This window comes from Kitasatospora sp. NPDC051170 (genome assembly GCF_044455705.1).
Classification (GTDB): domain Bacteria; phylum Actinomycetota; class Actinomycetes; order Streptomycetales; family Streptomycetaceae; genus Kitasatospora.
The window spans coordinates 161,511-185,474 of record NZ_JBITFA010000001.1 but is presented as its reverse complement, the minus strand read 5'-3'; the positions used below and the strand labels follow the sequence as shown (position 1 = coordinate 185,474).

Here is a 23,964-nt window from a genome sequence, read left to right as displayed (position 1 = left end):
TGCGCGCCCTCGCCGTCATGGGGTTGCCGGTAAGGCGTCAGTCCGCTATGCCGTACCTGAGTCCGTCGAGGATGAGGTCGAGGAGGCGTTCGGCCTGTTCGCGCTGTTCGGGCTTTCCCGAGGCGAGGGCGACGCCGGTGAGGGCGGCGAACATGTCGGCCGGGCTGATGTCCGATCGGATGCCGCCGGTGGCGGTCGCGGCGTCCAGGAGCGAGGTGAGGGCGGTCATCATCAACTCCCGGCTGTGGGCGTAGGGGTTGACGCCGGAGTCGACGACGGCGCGGAGGGCATCGGCCATCCCCAGTTTCGCGGTGGCGTAGTCGATGAAGCGCCCCATCCAGGCGCGAAGCGCCTCGAGTGGCGGCACGGCCGCGAGGAGTTCGGGGGCCGCCTCGCACAGCCGGCTCAGTTCGTTGCGGTAGGCGGCCTCGATCAGGAGTTCCCGGGTCGGGAAGTTGCGGTAGAGCGTGCCGGTGCCGACGCCCGCCTCCTTGGCGATGTGCTCCAGGTGTGCGTCGAGTCCCTGCTCCGCGAAGACGCGCGCCGCGGTGGAGAGGATCTTCTCCCGGTTGCGCCGCGCATCGGCGCGCAGCGGCCGGCCGGTCTCTGGGGTCATCGGAGCGCTCTTTCCTCGAGTGTTGCTAAGTGGAGGCTCCTCCGCTTAGTGTCCTCGAAACGGCGGCGCCTCCACTTACGAGTGTAGGACACGCGCCGTCGTCGTCCGCACGGTGCGGGCCAGCACATCAGAGGAGAAGACGATGAGCCTCCCGCTCGAAGGCAAGGTCGCCGTGGTCACCGGTGGCGCGTCCGGTGTCGGCCTGGGGATCGCCCAGGAGTTCGTGGACCAAGGCGCCCGCGTGGTCATCACCGACTTGCAGCAGGAGCGGCTGGACGAGGCGGTCGCCAGGATCGGCCCGAACTCCTCGGGCATCGTGGCCGACGTCACGAAGCTCGCCGACATGGAGGCGGCGTACCGGGAGGTCATCGCACGCCACGGACACCTCGACGCGGTCGTGGCCAACGCCGGCATCGGCGCGCACGCCCCGCTCGGCGCGATCACCGAGGAGCAGTTCGACCGGACGTTCGACGTCAACGCCAAGGGCGTCCTGTTCACCGTCCAGCCGGCGATCGCGCTGCTGCCGCCCGGCGGCACGGTCGTCGTCATCGGGTCGACCGGGTCCATCCAGCCGCCGGCGGGCATGGGCCTGTACGGCGGTTCCAAGGCCGCGGTGCGCGCCTTCATCCGGTCCTGGATCCAGGACATCAAGGGCACCGGCATCCGCATGAACGTCCTCAGCCCCGGCGCCGTGGACACCGAGTCCCTGCGCAGCGCCCTGGGCATGGCGCAGGGCGCCGACGCCGTCGCCGCCGCGGTCCGGAGGATGGGCGAAGGCAACCCGACCGGGCGGATCGCCGACCCGCGCGAGATCGGCAAGGCCGTGGCGTTCCTCTCCAGCGACGCCTCCAGCTTCATCACCGGCGTCGAGCTCTTCGCCGACGGCGGCATGGCGCAGGTCTGAGCGGCCCCCGTCATCGTGGTCACCAGCTGAGCGCGGCCGTCACCGGCCGGTGGTCGCTGCCGTTGGCCGCGAGCACCCGGGAACTTTCCGGTCGTATGCCGCGGACCATGATCTGGTCGATCCGCACCATCGGGAACGCGGCCGGCCAGGTGAAGCCGAAGCCGTCCCCGGCCGCGTCCTGGGCCGAGTGCAGCTGGGTGGTCAGGCCGGCGAGCGCGCGGTCGTCCAGGGTGCCGTTCAGGTCGCCGAGCAGCAGCACCCGAGGGCTCGGATCGGCGGCGAGGGCCCTGCCGAGGGCCTGCGCGCCGAGGTTGCGCGACTCCGTCCAGAAGCCCTTCGCGGGGAGCACCCGGACAGAGCCGAGGTGGGCCACGTACACGGTCAGCGGGCCCCGGTCGGTGGTCACCGTGGTGCGCAGCGCCCGGTTGACGGCCAGCTTGGCGTCGGACGGTTTGGTGGCTCCCAGCGGCCCGTAGTCGACGACGTCGATCGGCCGGGTGTCGGAGAGCGGGAACCTGCTCCACAGCCCGACCGTGCCCTGCACCGTGTGGAACGGGTACCTGCTCGCCAGGGCCTGCACGTACAGCGGTGTGGCCTCGGGGGTCAGTGCCACCAGGGCCAGGACGTCCGCGCCGTGGGCGGCCAGGTCGCGCGCGGTACCGGCCGGGTCGGTGTTCTCGGCGTAGACGTTCTGCTCGGCCACGGTGAGGTCCCCGCCCGACTGCGACCGGTCACCGAGCAGCCCGCCGAAGAGGTACACCCAGGCCACGACGGGCAGCAGCAGCGCGGCCGTCGCGGAGGCGGAGCGGCGCCACAGCGCGGCGGCCAGCAGCAGCGGGACGAACACGCCGAACCAGGGCAGGAGGCTCTCCACCAGGCTGCCGAGGTTGCCGAGCCCCCGGTTCGGAATCCACGCGTGCAGCAGCATGGTCAGCCCGAGCAGCAGCGCCAGGGCGGCGAGGACGAGGCCGCGCTTCCAGGACTCCGGTCGGGAGGCGGCGTGTACGGCCCGGCGGATGCGCGCGTGCCAGGCCGCGACGCCGGTCTTCCGGTCGTCCGAGGTCTGCGCCGGGGACAGGGTCTGGGTCATGTGCGGCAGTCAAGGCGGCGCGGTGTCGCCGGCGCGTATGCGGATTTCGATACGCGGACGATATGCGGCCGCTCGTAGCATGGCGGGCATGCGTGTGCTGATCGTCGAGGACGAACGACTTCTGGCGGAAGCCATCCGCGACGGGCTACGACTGGAGGCCATCGCGGCCGACATCGCCGGTGACGGCCACACCGCACTGGAACTGCTGGGCGTCAACGCCTACGACATCGCCGTCCTGGACCGCGACGTCCCCGGGCCGTCCGGGGACGAGATCGCCAGGCGCATCGTGGCCTCCGGCAGCGGCATGCCGATCCTCATGCTCACCGCGGCCGACCGGCTCGACGACAAGGCGTCCGGGTTCGAACTCGGCGCCGACGACTACCTCACCAAGCCCTTCGAGCTCCGCGAGCTCGCGCTCCGGCTCCGGGCGCTCGACCGCCGGCGCGCCCGCAGCCGGCCGCCCGTACGGGAGATCGCGGGCCTGCGGCTGGACCCGTTCCGGCGCGAGGTCTACCGGGACGGGCGCTACGTCGCGCTCACCCGCAAGCAGTTCGCCGTGCTCGAGGTCCTCGTCGAGGCCGAGGGCGGCGTGGTCAGCGCCGAGGAACTCCTGGAACGCGCCTGGGACGCGAACGCCGACCCGTTCACCAACGCCGTGCGCATCACCGTGTCCGCGCTGCGCAAGCGCCTCGGCGAACCCTGGGTCATCGCCACCGTGCCGGGCGCCGGCTACCGCATCGACGCGCAACCGGGGGCCGGGCAGGAGGGCGGCGGCGAGCGTGGACAGAGCACCTGACCGGGCACCGGGGCTGAGCGTCCGCCTCAAACTCACCCTCAGCTACGCCGGCTTCCTCATGGTGGCCGGCACCCTGCTGCTCGCGGCGGTGTGGTGGTTCCTCCTGAAGTACGTCCCCGGCCGTGCGCTCATCATCCCCGGCTCCACCGACCTCACCGAGGGTGTCTTCCCCATCCGCGACAACCTCCTGCGCGTCTTCGCCCCGAGGGCGGCCGCGGTGATGGCGTTCCTGCTGCTGTTCGGCCTCGCGGGAGGGTGGTTCCTCGCCGGCCGGATGCTGGCCCCGCTGACCCGCATCTCCGACGCCACCCGGCTGGTCTCCGGCGGATCGCTCGCGCACCGGATCGAACTCCCGGGCCGCAAGGACGAGTTCCGTGAACTCGCCGACGCCTTCGACACCATGCTGGCCCGGCTCGAAGCGCAGGTCGGCGAGCAGCGGAGGTTCGCGGCCAACGCCTCGCACGAGCTGCGCACCCCGCTGGCGGTCTCCAAGGCGCTCCTCGACGTCGCCCGCAGCGATCCGGACCACGACGCCGATGCACTCGTCGACCGCCTCCACACCGTCAACACCCGGGCGATCGCCCTCACCGAGGCCCTGCTCCTGCTCAGCCGCGCCGAGCAGCGGGCCTTCACCCGGGAGCGCGTCGACCTGTCGTTCATCGCGGAGGAGGCCGCCGAGACGCTGCTGCCCCTCGCGGAGCAGCACGGCGTCACCGTCGAGACCCGCGGCGACGTCACCCCCGCGACCGGATCGCCCGCACTGCTGCTGCAACTGGCCGTGAACCTGGTGCAGAACGCGATCGTCCACAACCTGCCCGACCGGGGCACGGTGTGGGTGACCACCGGCCTCCGCCCCGACGGCGGCGCCGTGCTCACCGTCGAGAACACCGGCGAGCCGGTCACCCCGGGGCTGGCCGCCACCCTCACCGAACCCTTCCGGCGCGGCACCGAGCGCATCCGCACCGACCACGCGGGCGTCGGCCTCGGCCTGGCCATCGTCAGGACCATCACCCACGCGCACGACGGAACGCTCACCCTCACCCCGCGCCCCGGGGGCGGTCTGCGCATCACCGTGGAACTGCCCGCGACCGGCGGCTACTGAAAGCGAATCGGGAGAGGTGTGAGGGGGCGGCCCGGCTGTTCTAGCCGGTCGCGCGTCAGCGGCGGGCGTTGCGGAGGTGGGCGAGGCCCTCGGCGACGGCGGCCTTGATCTGCGGGTCCTTGTGGCGTTGCGCGATCCGCAGGTGGCGCTCGCCGTTCGCGAAGTCGCCGGCGTCGATCGCGAGCAGGCCGAGGTGGCAGTGGGCGCGGGCCGCGCCGGGTTCGTAGCGGGAGTTCGAGGCGAAGGTGAAGACCTCGAGGGCGTCGGCGCTCTCGCCCGCCTCCATGAGCAGGATGCCGAGGGCCAGGGCGCCCTTGGCGGAGAACTCGGGGTCGCTGGAGCGGGCGGCGACGGCGAGGTGGGTGCGGGCTTCCTGCGTGTCGCCGCGGCTCCGGAGGAGGTCGCCGAGGTGGAAGGAGGCCTGGGCGGCGGTGTGGGGGACGGTGGTGTGGGCCGCCTCGCGGTAGAGGGAGGCCGCGACGTCGTGGTCGCCGACGCGGTCGGCCATCAGGGCCTGCATCAGCCGGGCGGGGCCGACGACCTCCTCGAAGCCGGTGGCGACGGCGGTGGAGAGGGTGTCGAAGGCGTCCTGGTCCCAGTCCTGGGTCTCGCGGGCGAGCATGCCGCCCATGGCGAGCGCGGCGCGGGCGAAGGTGCGGGGGCGGCCGGAGTCGGCGACCAGCGCGTACTGGCGGCTCGCGTCCCGGTGGTTGCCCTTGCCCTCCAGGACGAGGCCCCGGACGTAGGCGACCTCGGCGGCCACGTCCGGGTCGGGGACCTTCACGGTCTTCGCGGCCTTTCCGGCGGCGGACCAGGCCCGGCGGAACCGGCCCCGGCTCATGTGCACCACGGCGGTCAGCAGGTGGCCCGCCGCCTGGAGCCTGGCCCCGGGCGAGGCCAGCGCGGTGGCGGCGACGGCCTCGGTCGCCGCGATCTCGTCGCGGTTGGCGTAGCCGAGGCCGAGTTCGAAGGCGAGGTCGAAGTCGAACCACGGGATGCCGGGCTTCAGGCCCAGCGGCACGGTGTGCGGCGCGGCCAGCATGCCTGCGAGGTCCTTGGCGAACTGCTCGTCCGAGGTGGTGCGGTCCGGCACGGTCTTCCCTCCCGAAGTGCGACGACAGCGCTCGCCGAACGCGCTGGGGCGCGAGGGTAGTTGGCGAAGCCACCCGTTCGGCGAGGTCGTAGCCTAACCCGCCCCGCCGACCGTGGGCCGGTGCTTGATTCGCGAAGGCGGTGCCGATAGGCACGTTCCCGACACTGTCGGTGAGATCCGGAGGTTTCGGCTGTGGGCGTGACGAATCGGTACAGGGATGCCTGGGAGGGCTTCTGGCGCGATGCGCCCGAGGAGCCGGGGTCGGTGATCTGGGACGCCGAGGCGGGGCTCAGCGCGCAGCGCCATCTCGCCCTGCTGGAACCGTATCTGATGGATGGTCGGCTGCCGATCGTCGACCTGGGATGCGGGAACGGCACCCAGACCCGCTTCCTCGCCGACCGGTTCCCGCGCGCCGTCGGCGTGGACCTGTCCGCCCGGGCCGTGGAGCTGGCCCGGCGCGGGGACGGCGCGCACCGGGCCGAGTTCGCGCAGCTGGACGCGACGGACGCCGAGGCCGTCCGGGCCCTGCACGAGGAACTGGGCGACGCCAACGTGTACGTGCGCGGGCTGATCCACCAGAGCGAGCCGGCCGACCGCCGTCCGGTGGCCGAGGCCGTCGCCACGCTGCTCGGCGCGCGCGGCCGGGCCTTCGTCTTCGAGCTGGCCGAGTCCGCCAAGGGCGTCCTGGCCGGGCTGGCGCAGGGCCCGTCCGGGCCGCCCCCGAAGCTGCGCCCGGTGCTCTCCCACGGCCTCGCCCCTGCGGAGGTCGCCGACGCGGCCTTCGCCGAGCTGTTCCGCGCGGCCGGCCTCGAGGTCCTCGCCGCCGGTGAACTCCCACTGGCCACGACCGAGTTCACCCCGGACGGCGGGCGGATCGAGCTGCCGGCCCACTGGGCGGTGCTCGGGCCCGCCGACACCGGGCAGAAGGGGTAGGCGGGGCCAGCGGATGCACCACGGGCCCGGGCGGGTGATCCTGGGGTTACCACCCGGCAACCGGACTCCGAGGAGTGTCACGATGTCGATGTTGGACAAGCTCAAGCAGATGCTGAAGGGCCACGAGGACCAGGCCGAGAAGGGCATCGACAAGGCCGGGGACTTCGCCGACGAGAAGACCCAGGGCAAGTACAGCAGCCAGGTCGACACCGCTCAGGACAAGCTCAAGGAGCAGTTCGGCCGCGACCAGGACCAGCCGCCCCAGTAGTGGCGGGCGGGCTCCGCGGTGGGCGTCAGGAGCTGACGCCCACCGCGTGGCCGTAGGTGGCCCGGTCGGGGAGCAGGTCGACCATGGCCCGGGCGACGTCGGCCCGGGGGATGGTGGCGCCGGCCGGGCCGGCCTCGACGGCGTGGCGGTAGCGGCCCAGCCCGGGGCGGTCGGTCAGGCGCGGGGGCCGGACGGCCGTCCAGTCCGTGTCGCTGGCCCGCAGGGCGCGCTCCATCGCCTCGAGGTCGGTGTAGAGCTCGTTGAGGATCGCCCACAGCAGCGGGCCGAACACCTTGGTCGAGACGAAGTTCTGGCCCGTCCCGGCCCGGTTGAGAGGGCCCGCGCTGACCGTGAGCAGACGGCGCACGCCGGTGGCCCGCATGGCCTCCAGGGCCGCGCGGGCGGAGGTGGAGGCGGGCTTGAGGGCGTCGTGGCGGCCGGCCTGGCCGATGCCGGAGAGGACGGCGTCCGCGCCCTCGAGCAGCGGCTTCAGCGAGGCCGCGTCGAGGGCGTCCGCCCGGGCGACGGTGAGGCGGTCGTGGCGGACGGCCAGCCGGGCCGGGTCGCGGACGGCGGCGGTGACCAGGTGGCCGTCGGCGAGCGCGTGGGTGACCAGGTGGCGGCCGACGCCGCCGGTGGCACCGAGGACGACGAGTTTCATGACCCCTCCCAGGGGCGGGCAGGTGCGTGGACGAGGGGGTGGGTGAGCACTCACCCACCTCTTCTTCGATGGTGAGTGAGTGCTCACCCACCTGTCAAGGTAGGCTGGCGCCCATGACGCACGAGCCGATGACGCACGAGCCCACGACGCACCAGGAGGCTGAGCCGCTGACCGGTGGGGCGCGCACCCGGGCGCGAGTGCTGGACGCCGCCGCCCGCTTGATCGGCACCGTGGGGATCGTCCGGGCCACGACCAAGGAGATCGCCCGGGAGGCCGGCTGCTCCGAGGCGGCGCTGTACAAGCACTTCCGCGACAAGGAGGAGATCTTCGTCCGCGTCCTGCGCGAGCGCGCGCCGCGCCTGGCCGCCGCCGTCGCGGAACTGCCCGGCCGCGCGGGGGAGGACACCGTCCGTGAGCAGCTGGAGGCGGTGGTCCGGATCGCCGTGCCGTTCTACCGGCGGTCCTTCCCGATGGCCGGCTCGCTGTTCGCCAGCCCCGACCTGCTCGCCGCCCACCGCAGGAAGCTCGGCGACGCCGGGCCGCACCACGTCTCCTCCCACCTCGCCGACTACCTGCGCGCCGAGCAGCGGCTCGGCCGGGTCTCCGGCGCGATCGACCCGGACGCCGCCGCGATGCTGCTGATCGGGGCCTGCTTCCACCGGGCGTTCCTGGAGCTCTTCTACGCGGACGAGGTGCCGGACGGCGCGCTGCGCCCGGCGGGGGCCGAGGAGTTCGCGGTCGAGACGGTCCGGGCGCTGCTCGACGGGGTCCTGGCGCCGGGGGCCTGAGGGCGCGCCGCCCCGGCGAAAAAGCGGGTGACCGGAGCGGGGTCGGGGAGGCAGACTCGGCGGCGATGCCTCAGTTGACTGCTGAGCGGCTGCTCGCCGCCGTCGAACCACTGTCCCACCCCCATCGGCTGCGCGAGGTGGCCCGGATTGCCGCCGGGCTCGCCCCCGCCGAACTCTCCGCCCTGATCGCCGAGTTGGACGGCCGGGGCCCGTACGAGCGCCGGCTGGCCGCGCTCGCGGCGTTCGCCGGACGGCAGACGGGCCATCTGGCCGAGCGGATCGAGGACCCCGATCCGGTGGTGCGCCGGTACGCCCACCGGGCGGTCCGGAAGCTGCCCGTGCCGGACGGCGCGCTCGAATCGGCGCTGCTGACCGCCGCCAAGGCGGTCCGCGACGAGGTGGCCCGGGCCGTCCTGCGGTCCGGGCGCACGCCGCTGGCCGACCGGCTGGTGCCGATGCTCCGCGAACGCCGGGGCGCCGCCGAGGCGGCGCGGCTGCTGCCGCTCTGCTCGGCCGGGGTCGTCGCCGCCGAACTGCCGCTGCTGGCCCACGCGATCACCTTCTCCACCTCACTCGGGCACCGCCACCCCGGCGCCGTCCTGGACCAGGCGGAACGCCGACTCGCCGACCTGCCCTACGGGTTGCGGCCGGCGTTCTGGGTTCGGCACGCGTACGGCCTGGCGGCCGCCGCCCACCACGAACCGGCCCGCGCCCTGGACCTGCTGGAGCGCCACCCCGTGCGGGAGGCCTTCCCCGGCCCGCTGCGGGACCGGCTGGCCGACTTCGCCGCCGTCTCCGTGGAGGCCGCCGAACGGACCGTGCGCCTGCTGCTCGCGAGGGACCGCAGCCGCCACGACCCGCCGCTGCGGGCCGACCTGGCACGACGGCTGGTCGCCGCGCGCCCGGACGGAGACGGCCTGGCCGCCCTCGCGCACCGCTACCACGGGGACCACCTGACGCTGATCCGGCAGCTGCCCCCGCAGCGGCGGGCCGCCTTCTACGACGAGGTGGCCGCCCGGCCAGGCCTCTACCCGCAGTGGTACTCCGTCGAGGTGCTCGCCGAACTGCCCGCCGAGGAGCGGTGGGCACGGGCGCGGGCCCGGCTGGCGGAGCACGAGGACCACCTCGACCCGCTGACCGTGCTGCCCGTCGCCGAGGCCCGGCCCAGGCTGCTCGCCGAGATCCGCACGGCCGACGCGCTCGACCGCGGCTGGGCCTGGGGCCAGCTGGTCGTCCAGGCCCGCCGCTCCCGGGAGCCGGGCGCCCTGCCCGAGGCGCTGGAGCTGCTCGGGCAGCTGCGCAACGAACAGGACCCGGTCCGCCGGGACGCCCTGGACGAGGTCGCGGCCGTCCCGCCGGGGCACTTCGACGAGTCGGCCGCCGCGCCGCTGGAACGGCTCACCGAGGACGCCCTGACGGCCCGGGACTGCTCCCCGGGCACCCGCGCCGCCCTGGTCCGCCTCGCCGGGGCCGTCCTCGGCGAACACGCGGGCGGACCGGCCCGCGCCCTGGTCGCCTGGGCCGTACGGACCGTCGAACGGGCCGTCGACCAGCCCGGCGGCACGGGCCTCGCCCTCCCCGGCGGCAGCGAGGCCGCGGCGGCGGAGGAGTTGCGGACCGCCCTCGAACGCTCGGCCCGGTCCGTGGACGCCGCGCTGCTGCTCACCGTCGCCGAGGCGTTCGGCGCCCGGGCACGGAGGGCTCCGCTCCTCGCCGACCTGCTGGAGCGCGTCGTCCGCACGGGGAACGAACGGGCCGTCGAACGGGCCTTCGCCCTGCTGGCCGCCGACCGGGTGGCCCCGCTGCTCGCGCTGCGGCCCTCGGCCGTCGCCCTGGCCCCCGTCCGGGCCGTCCTGACCCGGATCCGCACCGACCTGCTCGGCCCGCTGTTCGCCGCGCCCCTGACGGCGGCCGAGCTGGCCCAAGCCGACCGCTGGACCCACGCCGACCGCTGGACCCCCGCCCAGCAGCGGGCCGCCGCCGAGCAGCTCGCCCGTACCGCCGACGGCCCCGACCGGGCCCCGCAGGAGCGCGCCGCCGCTCTGTCGGCCGCCGCCCGGATCCCCGTCCACGGCGCGGAACTGCTGCGCCGGTACGCGGACTCGGCCGAGACCCTCCTCGCCGAGGCCGCGCTCGCCGCGCTGCCCTGGACCGAGCAGCCGGCCTCCACCCTGCCCGTGCTGCTCTCCCACGCGGGCGACGACCGGGCCAGGGTCGCCCTGTACGCGGCGGGCCGCGCCGCCCGGTACGCGCGCGACGGTGAACTCCGCCCGGAGCTGCGCCGGATCGCGCTCGCACCGGGGGTGAAGGTCACCAGCCGCAAGCAGGCCGTCCGGCTCGCCGCCGAACACCTCGGGCCGGCCGAGGCACGGGCCCTGCTGCGCGAGGCGTACACCGCGCCCGGGCAGCACCACGACGTCCGCGCCGCCGTGGTGGCGGCGGTCGGCGAGCGGATCGCCGACCTGCCGCTGTGGGACGTCCTCACCGACGCGGCCCAGGGACCGCCCGGGTTGCGGGAGACGCTCGTCCGGCACCTGCGCGTGCAGGAGGTGCCCGCCGGGCAGCGCCCCGAGCTCGCCGGGCTGATGGCCCGGCTGGCGACCGACGAGTCCCTCCTCGTCGCCTCCACGGCGCGGACGCAGCTCGTCGCATGGGCCCGGCACGTGCCGGAGGCCGTACGGGCGCTCGTCCCGCTGGCGACCGACCTGGCCGAACGGAGGACCGGGGACCGGGTGGTGCAGGTGATCAACGGGATCGCGCTCTCGGACGCCCCGCATCCGCTCGGCGGCTGGGCGCCGGGCAGTGTCCTGGCCGAGACCCTGACCACGCTGATCGGCATCCTCCGGGCCGGGGAGCCGGACCTGCCCGGCCGCGACCAGCCGGCCCGGCAGCGGATCGCCGCGGTCACCGGCTGGCTGTGGAGCTCGGACGTCCCGGAGGAGACCGTCCGGGCGGCCCAGCGCGGGGTGGCCGCGATCCTGCTCACCGAACCCCTGCTGCTCGCCGAGGCCACCCGCCGACTGGTCGCGGCGCTCGACTTCGACGCCCCCGAGCTGGGCGATCACCTCGCCGAACTGGCCGCGCTGGTCGCCCGCCGTCCGGCGCTGGCGGCGGCCACCGCCGACGCGCTGCGCAACTACGCCTGGCAGGAGCGCAAGGCCCCCGAACACGCCCTGGCCGCCGCGCGCCGTCTGGCCGCCACCGACGGGCTCGCCCCCGGCCTCTTCGCCGTCGCCCTCACCACCTGCGGCCCGCGCCTCGACTGGCCCCCCGCCTGGCGCGACCTCCTCCACACCCTGCGCCGCCACCCCGACCCCGACGTCCGCGACGCCGCCCTGGCCGTCTCCATCGAATCCGCCTGAGCCCGGCCGGGCGCCTCGACCTCCTTCCCCGACACACCTGATACCCCCAAGGGGTAGTCCGACGTGAGGCCATGTCAGCCATGGCCTTGTGTCAGATACCCCTTGGGGGTATGTTTTTGCCCGTCAAGCAGATACCCCTCCCAGGTATTGGAGCCGGCCGTGTCGGACCTCAGTGCACCCCCCTCGCCCCGCCGCTGGACGGCGCTCGGCCTGATCGCGCTCGCCCAGTTCATGGTGATCATGGACACCTCGATCATCGGCGTGGCGCTGCCGAAGATGCAGACCGCGCTCGGCTTCTCGCCGGAGAACCTGTCCTGGGTCTTCAACGCCTACGTCGTCGCCTTCGGCGGACTGCTGCTCCTGGGCGGCCGTCTCTCCGACCTCCTCGGGGCGAAGCGGCTGTTCGCGGCCGGCTGGACCGTCCTCGGGATCGGCTCGCTGGTGGCCGGGCTCGCCGGCGCGGCGTGGGTCGAACTCGCCGGGCGCGCCCTCCAGGGCGCCGGCTCCGCGCTGATCGCGCCCTCCGCGCTCACCCTGCTGATGACGCTCTTCGGCGGCAGGCCGCAGGAGCTGGGCAAGGCGCTCGCCCTGTACGGGGCCGCGGCCCCCGCGGGCGGCACGGCCGGGGTGTTCCTCGGCGGCGTCATCACCCAGTACCTCAGCTGGGAGTGGGTGTTCCTCGTCAACATCCCGGTCGCGCTGGCGGTGCTGGCCGTGGCGCCCGGCGTCATGCCCGCGGCCGCCGCCCGCCGGGGCTCGGTCGACTGGCTCGGCGCGATCACCGTCACCGCGGGCCTGGCCACCTCCGTCTACGCCATCGTCCGCGCTCCGGAGACCGGGTGGGGCTCGGCGAGCACCTGGCTCGTCCTCGCGGTGGGCGTCCTGCTGATCGCCGCGTTCGTCGCGATCCAGGCCGGGCGCCGCGAGCCGCTGATGCGCCTGGGCATCTGGCGCAGCCCCAACCTGGCCGGTGCCAACCTCGCGCAGTTCCTGATGGCCGCCGCGTGGATCCCGATGTGGTTCTTCCTCAACCTCTATCTCCAGCAGGTGCTCGGCCTCAAGGCGTTCGCCTCCGGGGCGGCGCTGCTGCCGATGACCGCCGCCATCATGGTGATGATGATCGTGCTGGCCCCGAGGCTCATCGCCCGCTTCGGCCCCAAGGCGCTCATCGTCGCCGGACTGGCCGCCCTCGCCGGCGGGATGCTCTGGCTCTCCTTCGCCCGCCCGGACGGCAGCTTCCTCGTCGACGTCCTGCCCGCCTCCCTGCTGGCGGCCGTGGGCATGTCGCTGGCCTTCATCCCCTCGCTCGGCACCGCGCTCTCCAGCGCCCGCCCCGAGGAGGGCGGCCTCGCCTCCGGCATCGTCAATACCGGCTACCAGGTCGGCTCCGCGCTCGGCCTCGCGGCGATGACCGCCGTCGCCGCCGCCCATGGCTCCCGCCGGACCGGCGACGCGACCGCCCTCACCCACGGCTTCTCCGCCGCCTTCGTCGGAGCCGCCGCCATCGCCCTCGTCGGAGCCCTCGCCGCCGTGGTCACCATCCGCTCGGCCGAGCCCACCGAGGCGGCATCCGAGCCCTCGGCCCAGCAGCCCGCCGGCGTCTGAGCGTCGGACGGCCGCCGGAACTACGGAAGTAGTGCCACTACGCGAGTAGTGGCACTACTTCCGTAGTGGCCGTCGGGCCCCTTCCACCCCCGAGATCCCGCCGGATTTCGGTTGACCTGGGCGATGAGGAGATCGGCGTGCTCCCGTCCCCGGGGCAGCTCCTTCGGCTCCCTGACGCATGAACGGCCCGGCGCCCATGGGGGTGGGCACCGGGCCGGGTGGTGCGGGTGGTGCGGGTGGTGCGGATGGTTCGGGTGGGGCTCAGCGGGCGGCGGTCTTGCGGGTGCGGCGGGAGACGGAGTCCAGGACGACGGCGGCGAGGAGGACGGCGCCGGTGATCATGTACTGGATGGCCTGGCTGACGTGGACCATGTCCAGGCCCGTGGTGATGCTCTGGATCACCAGGATGCCCAGCAGGGCGGACCAGGTCTTGCCGCGGCCGCCGAAGAGGCTGGTGCCGCCGATGACGGCCGCCGCAATGGAGTTCATCAGGACGTTGCCGCCGCCGAGGATCTTGTCGGCGGAGCCCTGCTGGGAGGCGTAGAAGAGGCCGCCGAGGGCCGCCATCCCGGCGGAGATCATGAAGACGGAGATGCGGACCCAGGCGACGTTGATGCCCGCGCGGCGGGCCGCCTCCACGCCGCCGCCGACCGCGAAGATCTGCCGGCCGTAGCTCGTGCGGCGCAGGACGAAGTCCGTGGCGACGACGACGGCCAGGAAGATGAGCAGGGGCAGCGGCAGGCCGCTGTCCTGGTTGAGCATGTAGGCGGCGGTCAGCGCGATGAGGGCGAGGACGCCGGTGCGCAGGGCGATCTCGCCCATGGGCCGCGCGGCGAGGCCGGCGGCGGCGCGGCGCCGGGCGTCGAGGATCTGCCCGGCGGCGTAGAGCGCGGTACCGAGGACGGCGAGGCCCCAGGTGTAGGCGATGTCCCCGTCGCCGAGGAAGTACGAGTCGAGGTTGGCCAGGACGCCGTCGTGCGGGACGTTGACGGTGCCCTTGTCGCCGAGGACGTACTGCTGCAGGCCGCTCCAGGCGAGCAGGCCCGCGAGGGTGACGACGAAGGCGGGGACGCCGATCTTGGCGAAGAAGAAGCCGTGCAGGGCGCCCATGGCGACGGCGGCGCCGATCGCGATGAGGCAGGAGACCCACTCGTTGTATCCCGAGCGCGCGGACAGGCTCGCGGCGATCGCGGCGGAGGCGCCGGCGACGGAGCCGAGGGAGAGGTCGATCTCCCCGAGGAGGAGCACGAAGACGATGCCGAGGGCGATGAGGCCGGGGCCGGCGATCCACTGGGTGATGTGGGTGATGTTGTCGGGGTTGAGGAAGTCGCCGGTGACGCCCTGGAAGATGGCGCCGATCAGGATCAGGCCGAGGACCACGGGCACGGAACCGAGGTCGCCGTTGCGCATCTTCCGCTTGAACTCGGCGATGTAGCCGGCCAGGCCGGACTCCCGGACGAGGAGGCGGGGGTCGACCGCGGCGGCGGTCGGGGCGGCGGGCGGGGTGCTCTGGTCGGTGGTCACTTCGCGTCCTCCGCGAGTCGGGCCTGGCGCCGGGTGACGGCGTTCTCGGTGGCGCCGGTGATGGCGGAGATGATCTCCTCGTGCGAGGTGGCGGCCACCTCGAAGACGCCGTTGTTGCGGCCCAGGCGCAGGACCGCGACGGTGTCGGCGACGGCCTTGACGTCGGCCATGTTGTGGCTGATCAGGATGACGCCGAGGCCCCGCTCGCGCAGGCGCTCGACGAGGTCGAGGACCTGGGCGGTCTGCTCGACGCCGAGGGCGGCCGTGGGCTCGTCCAGGATGACGATCTTCGGGTCGCCGACCAGGGCGCGGGCGATGGCCACCACCTGGCGCTGCCCGCCGGAGAGGGCGGCGATGGGGATGCGCACGCTCGGGATGCGGATGGAGAGGGTGTCCAGCAGTTCGCGGGCGCGCTTCTCCATGGCGACCTCGTCGAGCGTGCCGAACGTCTTCAGCTCGCGCCCGAGGAAGAGGTTGCCGACCACGTCGAGGTTGTCGCACAGGGCGAGGTCCTGGTAGACGGTCGCGACCCCGAGGGCCTGGGCGTCGTGCGGGCGGCCGATGGAGACCGCGCCGCCCTCCCACTCGATGGTGCCCTCGTCGATGGGGTGGACCCCGGCGATGGTCTTCACCAGCGTGGACTTGCCGGCGCCGTTGTCGCCCACCAGGGCCACCACCTCGCCTGCGTGTACCTCCAGGTGGACGTCCGTCAGCGCCTGGACGGCGCCGAAGCGCTTGGAGATCCCGCGCAACGCCAGTACGGGTGCGCCTGTCACGTGAACCAGCTCCTTCTTCCCGGGTGCGCCGTGATGGTGGGGTGGCGCCCGGGTCCGCCCGCGCGCCGTGCCGGGCAGGCGGGTGTGTGTCGAAAAGGGTGTGCGTTGAAAAGGTGCGAGGGCGGGGCGGTGCCTCCCCGGGGGGCCGGGGAGCGCCGCCCACGCGTGCTACTTGAGGCCGAGGGTGCCGCAGCCGGCGGCGTAGTCGGCGGTGCAGATGTCGGACGCCTTGTAGAGACCGTCGGCGACGACGGTGTCCTTGATGTTGTCCTTGGTGACGATCTTGGGGTCGAGCAGCTTGGCCGGGATGCCCTTGTCGGTGGCGCTGTCGGCGCTGGAGGTGGCCACGGACTTGATGTCCTTGCCCTGCAGCAGGTCGACGGCCAGCTCGGCGGCGCTGTCGGCCAGCGGGCGGTACGCCTTGTAGATGGTGTACGCCTGGTCGCCGTTGACGATGCGCTGGATCGCGTCGAGGCCCGCGTCCTGGCCGCCGACCGGGACCTTCACGCCCGCGCCCTTGAGCTGGGTGATGATCGCACCGGCCATGCCGTCGTTGGCGGAGTAGACGGCCTGGAAGCCGTCCTTGCCGAGCTGGGTGATCGCGGCGCCGATCTTCTGGCCGGCCACGGTGGGCTTCCACTCGCCGGACTGCTCGTAGACGACCTTCTTGACCTTGCCGTCGAGGACCTTGTGCGCACCGGCCTTGAACTGACCGGCGTTCGGGTCCGCGTCGTCGCCGTTGATCATGACGACGTTCGCGTCGGACGCCTTGGCGCCGAGGGCGTCGACCAGGGCCTGGCCCTGGAGTTCGCCGACCTTCTCGTTGTCGAACGAGACGTAGGCGGCGACCGGGCCGGTGGCCAGGCGGTCGTAGGCGACGACCTTGACGCCCTTGGCGGCGGCCTCCTTGACCCAGGACTCGGTGGAGGTGGCGTCGAAGGCGTCCAGGACGATCACCTTCACGCCCTGGGCGATCAGGGTGTCGAACTGCTGCTTCTGCTTGGCGGCGCTGCCCTCGGCGTTGTTGTAGAGCACCTTGCAGTCGGCGCACAGGCTCTTGACCTTGGCCTCGATGAACGGGCGGTCGAAGGACTCGTAGCGCGAGGAGGACGCGTTCTCGGGCAGCAGCAGACCGATGGACTTGGTGTCGCCGGAGGCGGCGGAGTCCTTCTTGTCGCCGCCGGCCTTGCCGCAGGCGGCCATGGACAGGGCCATCGAGACGGCCGCGGTGGCGATGACGGCGCGACGCATCGTTGCGTTCATGTGGGGGGTGCCTCCCTGACGTCGCCGCGACGGTGCGGCGGAGTGGAAGGGAGTCAACCTGCATCCGGCTGATGCAGTCAAGAAGTAAATTCAATGAGAGATCATCTCGGACTCATTCGTTATATTCCTGAAGCCAAGGGTGTGCTCCTGTGAACCTGTGGGGATGATGATGCAGGTCACAGGGTCGAAGGATTCAAGTCCTGTCGTGATCCACAAACGGAAGGCCGCCCTCCCCGGAGCACGCGGCTTCTGGGGAGGACGGCCTCGAGGGGCGCGCCCGGGCTAGTAGACGCTCACCCCGTACTTGGCGAGGGCCGCGGTGACGGGCTGGAAGAAGGTCGTGCCGCCGACCGTGCAGTCCCCGCTGCCGCCGGAGGTGAGGCCGATGGCCTTGGTGCCGTCGTAGAGGGGGCCGCCGGAGTCGCCGGACTCGGCGCAGACGTTGGTCTGGATCAGGCCGCGGACGGTGCTGCCGTCGGAGTAGCGGACGGTGGCGTTGAGGCCCGTGACGGTGCCGGAGTGGGTGCCCGAGGTCGAGCCGGTGCGGGTGACGTGCTCGCCGACGTAGGCGTTGGGGGCGGAGGTGAAGCCGCCCGGGTGCGAGAGGGCGGCGTTGTCGTAGCGGACCAGGGCGTAGTCGGTGCCCGGGAAGCTGGAGTTGACGGTGGCGCCGATCAGCGTGTTGTGGGCCTTGTCGGTGTACCAGGTGCTCGCGACGTTGCCGCAGTGCCCGGCGGTCAGGAAGTAGTGGGTGCTCCCGCTCACCACGTTGAAGCCCAGCGAACAGCGGTAGCCGCCGCCGTAGATGGCGTTGCCGGCGGCGAGCAGCGGGGTGAAGCGGCCGGGGGCGTGGCGGACGGTGATCCTGGGCGCGGCGGTGCCGGCGGCACGGACGATCCCGGCGACGGCGGACGGGCTGACGGTGCTGTCCACCGTCACCACGACGCGGCCGGCGGCCTGGTCGACGTACCACGCGGTGCCGTCCACCCGGGCGTCGAGGACGGCGTTGTCAGCCGCCGTCAACTGCTGGGCGGTGGACGGGCTTTCGGGCGCGGCCACGGCGCCCGGCGCGGCGACCGCGGTGGCGGACAGCAGGCCGAGCGTGAGGGCGAGCAGGCGGCGTCGGGTGTGGGGGGTGCGGGGGGTCGGGCGCTTGGTCCTCACCGGTCTCCTCCTGAGAGTGAGAAGGTCCCCTGGGGGTCAGGGGCCGTGAGGCGCGGTCAGGCGGTGCGTCGCGGGACACCCGTCGACGCCGTCGGGGAGGCGTGGCGGATGGCCTGCTCCTGACAGGCGCTGTCCGGAAGTATGAGGAGACCGGCCGTTCGGTACAAGCTTTCTGACGCCATCTCGGAAAACGGTTCAGTACGGACGATCGGTGGGCGAACGGCGCCACCGGGGTGAGGGCCAGGGTGCGAGGGGCAGGGTGCGAGGGCCGGGGTGCGAGGGCCGGGGTGCGAGGCTCAGTGCGTGCCGACGGAGGGGAGCCGCTCCAGGATGCGCTCCATGCCGCTGGTCCAGTTGGCCTCCAGCGCCGTGACGGCCTGCTCCACGTCCCCGTCCAGCAGGCACTGGGCGATCCGCTCGTGCTCCTCGGCGGCCCGCGCCAGGATCTCGTGGTCGCCCACGACGACCCGCTCGTAGCGGTGCAGGGTGAGCTTGAGCGAGTCGATCATGTCGCGCAGCCGGGCGTTGGCGCAGCCGGAGAGCAGCAGCGCGTGCCAGGCGTCGTCGGAGCGCTCTATCGTCTCGTGCGGCGCCTGCGGGGCGGAGAACGCGCGGGCCTCGGCGAGCAGCCGGGGTGCGATCGCGGACAGGTGTGTCGGGTCGGAGGTGCGCAGCGCCAGCGACTCCAGGGCGATCACGATCGCCGTCAGGTCGCGGAACTCCTGCTTGCCGGTGGGCGCGAACCGGAAGCCCTTGCCGCGCTCACTGGTGATGATGCCCTCGCGCTCCAGGCTGATCAGCGCCTCGCGCAGCGGAGTGCGGCTGACGCCCAGCTCCTCCGCGAGCTGCACCTCGTTGATCGACTCGCCGGGGGTGAACCGGCCACGGCCGAGCTGCTCCAGGAGCTCATCCTTCACCTGCTCGCGCAGCGGACGCCGCTCGATCGCCATCGGAACATCCCTCTTTCTTCCTCGGGCCGAAAGCCTACCGGCCGGGGCGCCACGTCCTGGCGACCGGGCGCCCCGGGTGGGTGTCAGGCGGTGCCGGCGCCGTCCACGGGGATCACCGCGCCGCTGAGGAAGGCGGCGGCGTCACTGGCGAGGAAGGCGACGGTCTGCGCGATGTCGCGCGGGAGGCCGATCCTGCCGAGCGGGCGGTCGGCGGCGTCGGCGTAGAAGGCGTCCGGGCTCTCGCCGAGTTGGCGGGCCTCCTCGGCGAGCATCCCGGTGTCGGTGTCGCCCGGGCAGACGCAGTTGACGCGGATGTTGTCGGGCCCGTGGTCGATGGCCATCGCCCTGGTCATGTTGACGACGGCGCCCTTGGAGGCGCAGTACGAGACGGCCCGTCCGCCGCCCCTGATGCCCCAGCCGGAGCCCGTGTTGACGATGCTGCCCCCGCCGGCGGCGGCCATCAGCGGCACCACCAGGCCGCTCAGCAGCATGATCGAGCGGACGTTGACGGCCATCACCAGGTCCCAGTCCTCGTCGGTGATCTCGGTGACGGTGGAGCGGCGGATGATCCCGGCGTTGTTGAACAGCACGTCCACGCCGCCGAAGTGGTCGACGGCGCTGCGCACCGCCTGCTCGCAGTCGGCGCGCCGGGAGACGTCGCAGCGGGCGAAGACGCCGCCGATCTCCTTGGCGGCCTGCTCGCCGCGCTCGGCGTCGAGGTCGGCGAGGAGGACGGACGCGCCGAGTTCGGCCAGCAGGCCCGCGGTGGCCCGGCCGATGCCGGAGGCGGCGCCGGTGACGATGGCGCGCTTGCCGGTGAGGTCGATCATGGGGGACTCCTCTGCGGAAGGGATCTCAGGGGGGGTGCAGCTCAGTCTGTGAGGCGGTAGACGGCGCTCGCGTGGCGGCCGGTGATGACCCGGACGTGCCCGGAGAGGCTGTGGTCCAGGGCGGGGTCGCCGGTGTCCAGGAGCAGCGGGCGGCCGGCGAGGGCGGCGAGCTTGGCCTCGGTGGCGAGGACGAGCAGGCGCTCGGGGCCCGCGGCGCGCAGCAGTTCGGGGGAGAGCTGCTGGTTGCCGCGGCCGAGGAGGAAGCCCTGGCCGCCGATGGGGGAGAGGGCGATCCACGGGGTGTGCGGCAGGGCGAGCAGCTGGTCGGCGCGGGCGTCGCGCAGGTGGAGGCGGGCGGTGCCGTCGCCGTCGAGGTGCAGGACGTCGACGCCGGTCAGGCTGGTGTCGGGCGCGCCGAGGGCGGCGGCGACGGCGTGGGTGGTGGTGCCGGGGCCGAGGGCGAGCAGGGCGCCGGGGCCGGCCCGGTCGGCGAGTTCGGCGGCGATCCCGGTGAATGCGGCGATCCCGGTGAGTGAAGAGGGGTCGGCCGTCGAGCTTCCGGTCTTGCGCTGCTGAACGCGGGAGGGCAGCACCGGGACGGTGAGGTGCCCGTACAGGCGGGCGCCGACCCGGCCGGCTCGCAGCGCCTCCTCGTCCCGGTCGACGACCTCGGCGGCGGTCAGCCGCACCCCCGTACCGTGCGCCCAGGCGGCGGCGACCTCGGCGGCGGCGCGGGGGTGCACGGCGAAGACGGCGGAGTGCATCTTCACACCGGCCGGGATGCCGAGGACGGGAACGGCGGACGCGGGGCCGAGCGCGTCCAGGACGTCGCGGGCGGTGCCGTCGCCGCCGCAGAACAGGAGCAGCTGTGCGCCGGCGGCGATCAGCGCCCGCACCGCCGCCCGGGTGTCGGCCGCGCTCGTGGGCTCCCCGTACGGCCCGTGCACCACCCGGCCGGCGCCCTCGACGCCCATCGGGCCGCCGACCGTGACGATCTCCACCTCCGGTGCGAGCGCACACAGATGACCGACCGTCAGATCGGCGCGGTGCGAGGCCGAGGGCCGGGCGCCGAGTGCGCGCGCCCGTCGCTGGGCCTCGGCGCCGTCGCTGCCCTTGAGTCCGACCCGGCCGCCGAGCCCGGCGACCGGGTTGACCACCAGCCCGACGCGGGGGCGCGGTGTCACGGCCGCTCGCCGAGGACCTTGCGGCGGTAGGCGCGCCAGCTGACCGCCCACACCTCGGGGTCGTCCAGCGGCTCGTGGCGGATGCGGTGCACCGTCGAGTTGTGCGGAGCGGTGCGGACGGTCTGCGGCTCCTCGTACGCCTCGCGGGCGACCTCGGCGAGGATCGCGGCGTACTCGTCGAGGTCGGCGCGGGAGTAGGACTCGGTGGGCTCCAGCGTCATCGGCTCGGGCACCACGTACGGGTGGTGGCTGGTCCAGTAGTGGGTGCCGAAGTCGGCGGCCCGGTACCCGAGGTCCTCGCTGTGCAGCCCGGTGTCCTCGTTGAGCCGCTCCCAGCTGTAGCGCACCTGCTCCACACGCGGGCGGCCCTCGGCGTAGGGGACGGAGACGCCGCGGATCTGACGCACCTTGTGCAGCAGGTAGTTGTTGTTGAGGACGGCCGTCTCGGCGACCTCGCGCAGGCCCTCGGCGCCCAGCGACATGATCCAGGCGTAGGCGCGCACCAGGTTCGGCACCACGCCGAGGTAGGGGCGGATCTTGCCCACGGACTGCGGCCCGCCCTCGTCCAGGCGGTAGCGCTCGCCGTCGAACTCCACGGTGGGGCGCGGTAGGTAGGGCGCCAGCTCCGCCGTGACCCCGCAGGCGCCGGCGGCCGGGCCGCCGCAGGCGTGCGGGGTGGAGAAGGTCTTGTGCAGGTTGAAGTGGCACAGGTCGAAGCCGGCCTCGCGGGCCCGGGTGATGCCCAGGATGCCGTTGGCGTTCGCCTGGTCGTAGGCGCACAACCCGCCCGCGCGGTGGACGAGTTCGACGAACTCGCCGATGCGCGGGTTGTAGATGCCGGTGTCCTCCGGGTTGGTGATGAGCAGCGCGGCGGTGCGCGGGCCGACGGCGGCGCGCAGCGCCTCGATGTCGGGGTAGCCGTCCGCGTCGGGGTGCAGAGTGATGACCTTGAACCCGGCGGTCTTGGCGCAGGCGGCGTTGGAGGGGTGGGAGAAGGCGGTGGTGATGATCTCGTCGCGCTGCTCGAGCTCTCCGCGCGCCGCGTGGTAGGCGCGGATGACGGAGACGTTCGTCCAGATGGCGGCGGAGCCGGCCCCGGGCTGGAGGCTCACCCGGTCCATGCCCGAGATCTCCTTGAGCATCTGCTCGAGGCGGTGGGCGAGTTCGAGCACCCCCTGCACGGTGGACGCGTCCTGCGCCGGGTGCAGGGAGGCGATCCGGCGGTCGCGGACGAAGGTGTCGTTGACCTTGGGGCTGTACTTCATGGTGCAGGTGCCCTGGCCGACGTCGATGTTGAGGTCGGCGCCCAGGTTCTCCTGGGACAGGCGCAGGTAGTGGCGTAGCACCTGCTGCTGGCCGAGTTCGGGCAGGCCGGGCGCGGTGGTGCGGCGCAGGGCGGCCGGGAGCCGGTCGGCGGGGGAGCCGACGGCGGCGGTGACGGCCGGGTCGGGCAGCGGCGGCAGGATGCCGCGCTCGCCGGGGGCGCCCAGTTCGAAGATCAGCTTCTCGTCCCAGCGGGCCTGGTGGAAGCGGCGCAGCGGCGGCTTGGCGGCGATCCTCGGGTCGACGGGCTCTCCGCCCGGGCTCTGACGGTTCGTCACTTCACGATCTCCTCAAGGGCGGTGGCGAGGTGCTCGATGTCGGCCCGGGTGTGCAGCTCGGTGACGCAGTAGCGGCCCTCGCGCTCGCCGGTTCGCCCCTCGCCGGCCGGGGTGCCGGCGTGCAGGCCGCGCTCCAGCAGGGCGGCGCTGATCTCGGCGGCGGTGAGGGCGCCGGTGTAGCGCAGGGTGAAGTCCGCGAAGTGGACGGCCCCGGGGTCGGCGAGCTCCACCCCGGGCACCTGGGCGAGGCGGGCGCGGGCGTAGGCGGTGTTCGCGAGGATCGTCTCGCCGATCTCGCGCATGCCGTGCGGGCCCATCAGCGCCAGGTAGACCCCGGCGGCGATGCCGTGCAGGGCGGCGGCGGTGCCCACCCACTCCTTGCCCTCCTCGCGCAGGGCGAAGGAGGTGCGCTCGTACGCGACGTCGCCGAAGCCGTACTCGCCGGGCACCTCCGTGGGCGCCAGGCCGAAGAGGCGGCTCGGGTACTCGGCGACCAGGCGCGGGTCGTCGTGGCTCGCGATGAAGCCCGCGTTGCCGCCGCCGAAGCTGGGGTGGATGCCGAGCGGCTGGAGGTCCCCGCAGGTCAGGTCGGCGCCGAAGGAGGCGGGCGGGGCGAGCACGCCGAGGCTGATCGGGTTGGCGTGGACAACCGCCAACGCGCCCGCCTCGTGGGCGAGTTCGACGTAGGTGGGCAGCTGTGGGTCCACCCGGCCGCTGTGGTCGGTCAGCTGCGCGTACACGGCGGCCACGTCGCCGCCCGCCAGCGCGGCCCGGACGGCCTGCGGTTCGGCGGGCAGCCGCTCCGGGTCGTGGACGCCGCGCACGTAGTCGCCGATGCGGGAGACCCGGTCCGGGTCGATGTCCCCGACCAGCAGCAGCCGTCGCCGTCCCGTCGCCCGCCCGGCCATCCGCAGCGCGGTGGCCGCCGCCTGGAAGCCGTCGTAGGTGGGCACGTTGACCACCTCGACGTCCAGCAGCTCGGCCATCAGCGACTGGTACTCCCACAGCGCCTGGAACCGCCCGTGGTCCTCGTACGGCTCGCCCGCGTAGGCGGTCAGGAACTCGCTGCGGTTGACGACCTCGTCCACCACGGCGGGCACGTGGTGGCGGTAGCAGCCCGCGCCGAGGAAGCTGCGCCCGGGCGGCACCGCCGTGTTGCGGGAGAGCAACTCCTCAAGGTGGGCGGCCAGTTCGACTTCCGAGCGCATCGGGTCCGGCAGCTCCAGCGGCCGGTCCAGCCGCAAGGCGGCGGGGATGTCGGCGTAGAACTCCTCGACGCCGCCCGCGCCGACCTCGGCGAGCATCGCCTTCCTCACCTCGGGCGCGGAGTTGGGGACGTACGGATGGGTTCGGGGGACGCGTGCGCTCATGGGGGCACCTTCCGCGATTTCGGTCAGAGACCTTGACGGGGCTGTGCATGCTGAGTTCTGTATACAGCATTCGGCATTCACTCG

21 protein-coding genes are annotated in these 23,964 nt (G+C 73.5%); 8 read left to right on the top strand and 13 right to left on the bottom strand.

The genetic code is table 11. From position 1 onward, the window contains the following. Positions 1-37: 37 nt before the first annotated feature. Entirely contained in the window at positions 38-616 is a 579-nt protein-coding gene (locus ACIBCA_RS00860) for a TetR/AcrR family transcriptional regulator (protein ID WP_396280600.1), read from the bottom strand. 142 nt (positions 617-758) lie between these two features. On the opposite strand from ACIBCA_RS00860, the gene ACIBCA_RS00855 reads away from it, so the two are divergent. Then, positions 759-1,520, top strand: a complete 762-nt coding sequence (locus ACIBCA_RS00855; protein ID WP_396280599.1) for an SDR family NAD(P)-dependent oxidoreductase — start codon at positions 759-761, stop codon at positions 1,518-1,520. A gap of 19 nt (positions 1,521-1,539) precedes the next feature. On the opposite strand, the gene ACIBCA_RS00850 is transcribed toward ACIBCA_RS00855, so the two are convergent. Continuing rightward, positions 1,540-2,610, bottom strand: a complete 1,071-nt coding sequence (locus ACIBCA_RS00850) for an endonuclease/exonuclease/phosphatase family protein (RefSeq protein ID WP_396280598.1) — start codon at positions 2,608-2,610, stop codon at positions 1,540-1,542. 88 nt (positions 2,611-2,698) lie between these two features. On the opposite strand from ACIBCA_RS00850, the gene ACIBCA_RS00845 reads away from it, so the two are divergent. Together ACIBCA_RS00845 and ACIBCA_RS00840 are read left to right on the top strand one after the other, a co-directional pair. After that, positions 2,699-3,406: a response regulator transcription factor gene (locus ACIBCA_RS00845; RefSeq protein ID WP_396280597.1), complete on the top strand. Its 708-nt coding sequence runs from the start codon at positions 2,699-2,701 to the stop codon at positions 3,404-3,406. Positions 3,407-3,419: 13 nt separating this feature from the next. After that, on the top strand, positions 3,420-4,508 hold the full coding sequence (locus ACIBCA_RS00840; RefSeq protein WP_396281215.1) for a sensor histidine kinase: 1,089 nt from the start codon (positions 3,420-3,422) through the stop codon (positions 4,506-4,508). A gap of 55 nt (positions 4,509-4,563) precedes the next feature. Here the strand turns inward: ACIBCA_RS00840 and ACIBCA_RS00835 are convergent, their stop codons facing one another. Then, the gene (locus ACIBCA_RS00835) at positions 4,564-5,601 is read right to left on the bottom strand and encodes a tetratricopeptide repeat protein (protein ID WP_396280596.1); all 1,038 of its coding nucleotides are present in this window, start codon (positions 5,599-5,601) and stop codon (positions 4,564-4,566) included. Positions 5,602-5,793: 192 nt separating this feature from the next. On the opposite strand from ACIBCA_RS00835, the gene ACIBCA_RS00830 reads away from it, so the two are divergent. Beyond that, entirely contained in the window at positions 5,794-6,534 is a 741-nt protein-coding gene (locus tag ACIBCA_RS00830; RefSeq protein ID WP_396280595.1) for a class I SAM-dependent methyltransferase, read from the top strand. An 82-nt stretch (positions 6,535-6,616) separates the two neighbouring features. Then, the gene (locus ACIBCA_RS00825; protein ID WP_396280594.1) at positions 6,617-6,802 is read left to right on the top strand and encodes an antitoxin; all 186 of its coding nucleotides are present in this window, start codon (positions 6,617-6,619) and stop codon (positions 6,800-6,802) included. 25 nt (positions 6,803-6,827) lie between these two features. Here ACIBCA_RS00825 and ACIBCA_RS00820 read toward each other — a convergent pair whose 3' ends face one another. Further along, a complete protein-coding gene (locus ACIBCA_RS00820; RefSeq protein WP_396280593.1) occupies positions 6,828-7,463 on the bottom strand; it encodes an NAD(P)-dependent oxidoreductase in 636 nt (211 codons plus the stop codon). 113 nt (positions 7,464-7,576) lie between these two features. Between ACIBCA_RS00820 and ACIBCA_RS00815 the strand changes: the two genes are divergently transcribed. From ACIBCA_RS00815 to ACIBCA_RS00805, 3 genes are all read left to right on the top strand, one after another. After that, positions 7,577-8,251 carry a TetR/AcrR family transcriptional regulator gene (locus ACIBCA_RS00815; protein ID WP_396280592.1) on the top strand — a complete coding sequence of 225 codons (675 nt, stop codon included), beginning with the start codon at positions 7,577-7,579 and terminating at the stop codon, positions 8,249-8,251. A gap of 65 nt (positions 8,252-8,316) precedes the next feature. Beyond that, a complete protein-coding gene (locus ACIBCA_RS00810) occupies positions 8,317-11,613 on the top strand; it encodes a hypothetical protein (RefSeq protein WP_396280591.1) in 3,297 nt (1,098 codons plus the stop codon). A gap of 159 nt (positions 11,614-11,772) precedes the next feature. Beyond that, a complete protein-coding gene (locus ACIBCA_RS00805) occupies positions 11,773-13,218 on the top strand; it encodes an MFS transporter (protein WP_396280590.1) in 1,446 nt (481 codons plus the stop codon). Positions 13,219-13,479: 261 nt separating this feature from the next. On the opposite strand, the gene ACIBCA_RS00800 is transcribed toward ACIBCA_RS00805, so the two are convergent. The 9 genes from ACIBCA_RS00800 to gcvPA all read right to left on the bottom strand — a co-directional run bounded on the left by ACIBCA_RS00800 (position 13,480) and on the right by gcvPA (position 23,880). Next, positions 13,480-14,742 carry a sugar ABC transporter permease gene (locus tag ACIBCA_RS00800; RefSeq protein WP_396280589.1) on the bottom strand — a complete coding sequence of 421 codons (1,263 nt, stop codon included), beginning with the start codon at positions 14,740-14,742 and terminating at the stop codon, positions 13,480-13,482. Then, positions 14,739-15,527, bottom strand: a complete 789-nt coding sequence (locus ACIBCA_RS00795; RefSeq protein ID WP_396281214.1) for an ATP-binding cassette domain-containing protein — start codon at positions 15,525-15,527, stop codon at positions 14,739-14,741. Before ACIBCA_RS00795 ends, ACIBCA_RS00800 begins: the two co-directional genes overlap by 4 nt. Before the next feature lie 159 nt (positions 15,528-15,686). Then, entirely contained in the window at positions 15,687-16,781 is a 1,095-nt protein-coding gene (locus ACIBCA_RS00790) for a sugar ABC transporter substrate-binding protein (RefSeq protein WP_396280588.1), read from the bottom strand. Positions 16,782-17,063: 282 nt separating this feature from the next. After that, entirely contained in the window at positions 17,064-17,945 is an 882-nt protein-coding gene (locus ACIBCA_RS00785; RefSeq protein WP_396280587.1) for a S1 family peptidase, read from the bottom strand. 296 nt (positions 17,946-18,241) lie between these two features. After that, positions 18,242-18,895, bottom strand: coding sequence for a GntR family transcriptional regulator (locus tag ACIBCA_RS00780; protein WP_396280586.1), 654 nt, complete (start codon positions 18,893-18,895; stop codon positions 18,242-18,244). Positions 18,896-18,978: 83 nt separating this feature from the next. Beyond that, positions 18,979-19,725 (bottom strand): SDR family NAD(P)-dependent oxidoreductase, encoded by a 747-nt coding sequence (locus ACIBCA_RS00775; protein WP_396280585.1) that lies wholly within the window; start codon positions 19,723-19,725, stop codon positions 18,979-18,981. A 41-nt stretch (positions 19,726-19,766) separates the two neighbouring features. Next, complete coding sequence (locus ACIBCA_RS00770) at positions 19,767-20,909, bottom strand: ATP-NAD kinase family protein (protein WP_396280584.1); 1,143 nt, start codon at positions 20,907-20,909, stop codon at positions 19,767-19,769. After that, complete coding sequence (gcvPB, locus tag ACIBCA_RS00765; RefSeq protein ID WP_396280583.1) at positions 20,906-22,510, bottom strand: aminomethyl-transferring glycine dehydrogenase subunit GcvPB; 1,605 nt, start codon at positions 22,508-22,510, stop codon at positions 20,906-20,908. The genes ACIBCA_RS00770 and gcvPB overlap by 4 nt, the downstream gene beginning before the upstream one ends. After that, entirely contained in the window at positions 22,507-23,880 is a 1,374-nt protein-coding gene (gene gcvPA, locus ACIBCA_RS00760) for an aminomethyl-transferring glycine dehydrogenase subunit GcvPA (protein WP_396280582.1), read from the bottom strand. Before gcvPA ends, gcvPB begins: the two co-directional genes overlap by 4 nt. Positions 23,881-23,964: the final 84 nt, after the last annotated feature.

Coding starts and splice junctions, on each gene's coding strand:
- ACIBCA_RS00850 (WP_396280598.1), bottom strand. CDS start 2,610: ATGACCCAGACCCTGTCCCCGGCGCAGACCTCGGACGACCGGAAGACC.
- ACIBCA_RS00780 (WP_396280586.1), bottom strand. CDS start 18,895: ATGGCGATCGAGCGGCGTCCGCTGCGCGAGCAGGTGAAGGATGAGCTC.
- ACIBCA_RS00775 (WP_396280585.1), bottom strand. CDS start 19,725: ATGATCGACCTCACCGGCAAGCGCGCCATCGTCACCGGCGCCGCCTCC.
- ACIBCA_RS00855 (WP_396280599.1), top strand. CDS start 759: ATGAGCCTCCCGCTCGAAGGCAAGGTCGCCGTGGTCACCGGTGGCGCG.
- ACIBCA_RS00815 (WP_396280592.1), top strand. CDS start 7,577: ATGACGCACGAGCCGATGACGCACGAGCCCACGACGCACCAGGAGGCT.
- ACIBCA_RS00825 (WP_396280594.1), top strand. CDS start 6,617: ATGTCGATGTTGGACAAGCTCAAGCAGATGCTGAAGGGCCACGAGGAC.
- ACIBCA_RS00820 (WP_396280593.1), bottom strand. CDS start 7,463: ATGAAACTCGTCGTCCTCGGTGCCACCGGCGGCGTCGGCCGCCACCTG.
- ACIBCA_RS00845 (WP_396280597.1), top strand. CDS start 2,699: ATGCGTGTGCTGATCGTCGAGGACGAACGACTTCTGGCGGAAGCCATC.
- ACIBCA_RS00790 (WP_396280588.1), bottom strand. CDS start 16,781: ATGAACGCAACGATGCGTCGCGCCGTCATCGCCACCGCGGCCGTCTCG.
- gcvPA (WP_396280582.1), bottom strand. CDS start 23,880: ATGAGCGCACGCGTCCCCCGAACCCATCCGTACGTCCCCAACTCCGCG.
- ACIBCA_RS00810 (WP_396280591.1), top strand. CDS start 8,317: ATGCCTCAGTTGACTGCTGAGCGGCTGCTCGCCGCCGTCGAACCACTG.
- ACIBCA_RS00860 (WP_396280600.1), bottom strand. CDS start 616: ATGACCCCAGAGACCGGCCGGCCGCTGCGCGCCGATGCGCGGCGCAAC.